Source organism: Aureimonas phyllosphaerae, from assembly GCF_900113065.1.
Taxonomy (GTDB): Bacteria; Pseudomonadota; Alphaproteobacteria; order Rhizobiales; family Rhizobiaceae; genus Aureimonas; species Aureimonas phyllosphaerae.
Genome location: NZ_FOOA01000049.1, coordinates 1 through 5,037 on the forward strand (window position 1 = coordinate 1; position 5,037 = coordinate 5,037).

The following is a 5,037-nucleotide window of genomic DNA, read 5'->3' on the forward strand; positions in this document are numbered from 1 at the left end:
CGGTCTCGGCCCGCTTCCGGTCGTTGATGTCGGCGGCCAGTCCGAGAAGCTGGACAATCTTGCCCGTCTCGTCGACGACCGGAGACAGGATCGTACGCCACCAGCGAAGTCCCGAGGGTGTTTCCGCCAGTTCCTCGTACTCGTCCATGACACCGGAGGCGAGGCAACGCCGATAGTTCGCCTCCCAGGCCTCAGCCCCTTCGAACGACATGAACTCGTCCGCCGTCTTGCCGATGAACATCTCCTTCGTCAGGCCCGAGATCTGACACAGGATGTCGTTGATGCCATCGTAGCGCAGAATGCCGTCGTCGGTGATGGCCACCGAGAATGCCGGAACGGCGAGCGAATCCACGTTGATCTTCGACACCGAGCCCAGCCCTATTCCGCAACGTCAGATTGACGAGAATGGGTAAAGATCAACTGAAGATTACAGTCGCGGTTGCCTCGAAGACTAAGTCGAGCGTCGACGTGGATCGAAAGCGAGCGCGCTACAGCGGGAACGAAATGTTGCACTAGGCATGAGAGAGCCCGCCGCGGCGAACCGGACGGGCCCTTTCCTACGATGGGCCCTGACCGTCAGGCGATCAGGAAGTCTCCGAGGCTTGCCGGGCTGACGCCTTGCAGCACGATCGTGCCGCCGCCCGACAGGTCAAATACCGTCGAGCCGTTAACCTCCGAGACCGTGAAGGTCTGACTCTGGAAGTCGAGCCGGTCGCCTTCCGCCTGTTCGAAATCCACGATGATGTCGTTGCCGGAGTTCGCCGCGAAACGGAACGTGTCCGCACCACCGCCGCCCGACAAGGTGTCGTTGCCAAGATCGCCCCAGATCTGGTCGTTGCCAAGATCCCCGAACACGAAGTCGTCGCCCTGACCGCCGCGGACCTCGTCGTCGTCTTGCCCACCATGAACGGTGTCATCGCCCTTGCCGCCGTTGACGGTATCGGCACCTTTGTTGCCGTTCACCCAATCCCAACCGTTGTCGCCGAAGACTTGATCGTTGTCGCGACCACCTTGGACGACGTCGTCGCCTCGACCACCTCGCACCAGATCATCACCCTGATTGCCATTCAGGTCGTCGGCACCTTGGTTGCCATTGATGCTATCGACGCCTTCACCACCGGCAATGGTGTCGCTACCGCCAGCGGCAACTGCCCGACTACTTGCCACCCCGGGTGCCGCGGACATTCCTGCACTGGATGGCGGCGGCGCGTCACCTGCTAGGATGTTGCTGCCGGCGTTGCCAGTAATGGCGTTGGCACCATTGTTGCCGGTCGCGTTTATGTTGCTATTGCCCGTGAGGGTCACGTTTTCGATCCCATCTGGCAGAGTAACCGAGAAGGGCGATGAGACGTTATCGACGCCTGGCGTCGCAAATTGCGCGAGCTGCTCGGGTGTCTGCGGCTGGGTCAGCGAGATGTTCGTTGAACCGTCCGGGTTTGGCGTTGATGTGACCGGATTGTCCACCGGAGGTGAGGGCGGAACCGGCGTGTTGTTGGCCACGCTCAAGGCCGCAAACGGCAGCGCGTCGTTGCCAGCAATGTCCTGAATAGCGCTAGTGTCGTCGCCGTTGGTCGGATCGGTATAGGCCACCGTCACAGCCTGACCGTTTGCGACCGCACTTCCCAACGTCAGACTGACCGTTTTGGCCATTGCATCGACGACAACGGATGAAACTGACACCGCGCCGCCAGCAACATCCACCGCGAAGGCGGAGGGCGTGGGCACATTCGTCGCGTCCAGGGTCTCGCCATAGGTCAAGACCAAAGTCGCGCCGCTTACGGCTGCCGATGCGAATATCGGCTTGGTTGCATCGACCGTAATGGCACCAGAGGAGCTGGAGGTGCTGGTGTTGCCAGCTGCGTCCTGCTGGCGGACCACGACAGATCCCGCGATGTAGGTGCCGGACGCAAGGGTAAAGCTCGTGCCGGTGCCCGCGGTGTAGGTCAGACCGCTATCGGTGGAGTAGCTCCACGTTGCGCCGGGCTCGATCTGACTGACGTTGATCGTTCCGTTTTGGGTAATCCCATCTGAAGCGCTGGCGCCCGTGTCGCTAGCCAGCGCGAAGGCGGCAGGTGGCGGCGGGATCTCATCAGCGTCCAGTACGGTCAGGACGAAGGGGCTGGACGTGAGTTCGACGGCCGATCCAATGGTAGGGTCATCCACCGTGACCGAAACGCTGTAGGTCGATTTCGTCTCGAAGTCCGGAGATGCGCCGACGAAGAAGAGTTCGGTGCCGCGGATTTCAAATGACGCCGCATCCGAACCAGTCAGGGCCAACGTGTTGGTGCCAAGCTGATCGTCCGTCACATCGATATCGGCAACTTTTTGGCCACCGCCGACAGGGATATTCTCCGCAATCGTCCCACCCGACGACGCCGTGAGTAGGACGGCAGTAGGGGCTTCGTTCACATCGGTGACGCTGACCGAAACTGCTTGGCTCGTCGACAAGCTCCCGTCCGTCGCCGTCACGGTCAAGCCGATCGAGGGCTCAGCCTCGAAGTCGATAGTTTGGCCGGCTTTCAGATAGAGGCTCCCGCCGTCGATTTCGAAGCGGCTGTCGTTAACCGACAGGACGTTGTTATTGCCCGACGTATCCGGATCGACCACTGTCAGATCGGCAACCTTGGTACGAGCCACGGTGTTCTCCGCCAGGGTCACTTGATTGGTGACATTGATGGCCGTTGGGGCGTCGTTCACGCCGGTCACGGTGATGGTGACCGTTCCGGTATCCGACAGGCTGGTCGAGTCCGTGACGGTGTATTCGAAGCTCGTTGTACGCGTCTGACCGGCGTTCAGGTCTTTGAAGTCGCCGTCGTCACGGAACTGCAAGGTTCCATTCGCCCCCAACTGAGCCTGCCCACCTCCTGCGAGGTCGACCCAGTTTCCGATGCTGGACGACGACCCGTTGATGGCGGTGACTGTGTTGGCGTCTACGACGCCGAGCGGCCCACCATTGTCGAGATCAATGTCGTTGGCTAGGACGTTTTTCGACGTCCACGCTCCGCCCGCCGTCACAGCGTAGGCGTCGTCCACTGCCTGCGGTGCATCATCGAGTTGGTTATCGTAGAAGACGGTTTGCGTGACGATGGTGCCGGGTTGGAACCCGTTGAAAAACCAGTCTAGTGTCAGCTCTTTGGTCGTAGCATTGTAGACCGGATTGTTGATCGTGTTGACGCCGGACATCTCGCCGTTCTCAACGATCGTGCCTGGCGCTACTCCCTCAGGGGAGAGACCGGCAATCTTGATCTTGAAACCGGCAGGCTGCGCAGTTCCCTCAAACTGCGCAAAGATCTGATTACCAGAGATGTCGACAGTTACGGTCCCCTGAAGAAGCCCATTGTCCCCCTGAACCGGCTCCAAGTCGCCGTCGCCGTCCGTGTCGGAGAGGATGCGGTATGAGATCGGGACGCTGAGCTCATTCCCCGGGCCTACAACAACGGAGTTGTAGGCGATGGGGACGGTACTTTCGAAGAAGCCTTGAATCTCAAACGTCACATTGACGGAGATCCCCTCCAAACTGCCTGCCATGCTTCTCTCCCCAACCCGAGCGTGCTGTGCGCTCGTCTGACGTGTATCCGAGATTGGTGATGGCCGGTAGCGCACACTCATGGGATGGATAGATCGTGTAGGAATAATTTTGTAGGTGTAATCCGCCTGCTACGGGACAGGGACGATGTCTCGCTTTCGTCGCGCCAAGCTCCTTGGGCCGCTCGCCCTCTTCGGGCGGGTCTAATGGGAACGGCCACGTGAACCGAATCTGAATGGACCGGTTCAGCGTGCCGAGGGCTGCGTGGGCCTAGAACCGTCATCGCCGAAACAGGAGCGGTGATGACGATGACCGACGACTTCAACGAAACGCCCACCCCGAAGCCTGCTGCCGCTGCACCCCACGCAGCAGGGACGACCACAGGCCGCCAGCGCCTGACCTCGCGCAACGCGATCCTGGGTGCCGGTGCCCTTGGTGTCCTGGCGCTCGGCTTTGTCGGCGGCGCGGCCGCTTGGAGCGCGACGCAGCATCCCGAGGCCACGTTCGACACCAGCCTTGCCGTTACGCCCATCTCCGATCTCGAATCCTCGTCAGAGGTCGGCATCGCCGGCCAGGTGGCCGAGATCTACGGCAACAAGTTCGTGGTGAGTGACGGCGCCGCCAAGGCGCTGGTCGAGACCGGCCGGGCCGGCGAGGGAGGCAAGCTGGTAACGGCTGGCGAGACCGTGACGGTGCAGGGCCGCTTCCGCGTCGGCTTCCTCCATGCTAGCGCCATCCAGCACGCCGACCGGCGTATCGACGAACTCGATCCGCCGCCCCCGCCCCATCACGGGCCGAAGCATGGTCCGCTCGACGCGGGACCTGCCGATCCGGACGCGCCGGATAAGGCGAACTGATCGCCTTCGCGCGCTGACCTATCAGGGTCGGATTAATCCCTTTCACAAACTGCCCGGCAAAACCGCCGGGCAGACTCCGGCCCCTTTGGCGTCCGCACTGGGTCGGCGCCGTGGCCCAAGGCCCGATCCGAAAGGCACCGGATCGAAGCATCTTGCTCAAGGATCGACATCTCATGATCAAATCAGCGTTGCTCGCAACGGCTTTTGCCGTCGGGCTCACCTCGTTCGCGGCGGCGCAGAGTGCGCCGTCGCCCGATGCTCCGCCCCCACAGCCGGCCGCTGCGGCCATGCCCGGACCGGACGGCAACGCCCGTCCCGCACCGGCCGACTTGCCGCCTCCGCCCCCTCCGGGCGAGGCGCCGCGTCCCGGCGATCACCGCGGACCGCCACCCCCGCCGCCGATGGGCAAGGGCGTGGAAATCCGGCTCGGCCGCGATGCGGGTATCCGGATCAACTGCGGCGATGAGCCTATGGACGCCTGCATCGCAGCGGCCAAGCCGCTGACCGATCGCATTCCCGATCTCACGCTGCCGCCGGCGCCGCCCGCGGCGAACGGGGCGCCGATGCCCTCGGCGAACTAAGGTCTACAGGCCGGACGGCGGGAAACTGCCGCCCGGTTTTCACGCTCGGCAACACGATCGTCAGCCTCAGCTC

4 protein-coding genes are annotated in these 5,037 nt (G+C 62.5%); 2 read left to right on the forward strand and 2 right to left on the reverse strand.

The window, feature by feature from the left end; genetic code table 11:
* Both BM175_RS22135 and BM175_RS22140 read right to left on the reverse strand, forming a co-directional pair.
* Positions 1–367, reverse strand: a 367-nt coding sequence (locus tag BM175_RS22135; protein WP_139224774.1) for a PAS domain S-box protein, incomplete at its 3' end; no start/stop codon positions are given.
* 209 nt (positions 368–576) lie between these two features.
* Positions 577–3,528: a SwmB domain-containing protein gene (locus tag BM175_RS22140; protein ID WP_175526981.1), complete on the reverse strand. Its 2,952-nt coding sequence runs from the start codon at positions 3,526–3,528 to the stop codon at positions 577–579.
* Between the two features lie 300 nt (positions 3,529–3,828).
* Here BM175_RS22140 and BM175_RS22145 point away from each other — a divergent pair, with 300 nt between their 5' ends.
* Together BM175_RS22145 and BM175_RS22555 are read left to right on the forward strand one after the other, a co-directional pair.
* On the forward strand, positions 3,829–4,383 hold the full coding sequence (locus tag BM175_RS22145) for a hypothetical protein (RefSeq protein ID WP_090966976.1): 555 nt from the start codon (positions 3,829–3,831) through the stop codon (positions 4,381–4,383).
* Positions 4,384–4,535: 152 nt separating this feature from the next.
* Positions 4,536–4,964: a hypothetical protein gene (locus tag BM175_RS22555; RefSeq protein ID WP_139224589.1), complete on the forward strand. Its 429-nt coding sequence runs from the start codon at positions 4,536–4,538 to the stop codon at positions 4,962–4,964.
* Positions 4,965–5,037 lie beyond the last annotated feature (73 nt).

Coding starts and splice junctions, on each gene's coding strand:
- BM175_RS22140 (WP_175526981.1), bottom strand. CDS start 3,528: ATGGCAGGCAGTTTGGAGGGGATCTCCGTCAATGTGACGTTTGAGATT.
- BM175_RS22145 (WP_090966976.1), top strand. CDS start 3,829: ATGACGATGACCGACGACTTCAACGAAACGCCCACCCCGAAGCCTGCT.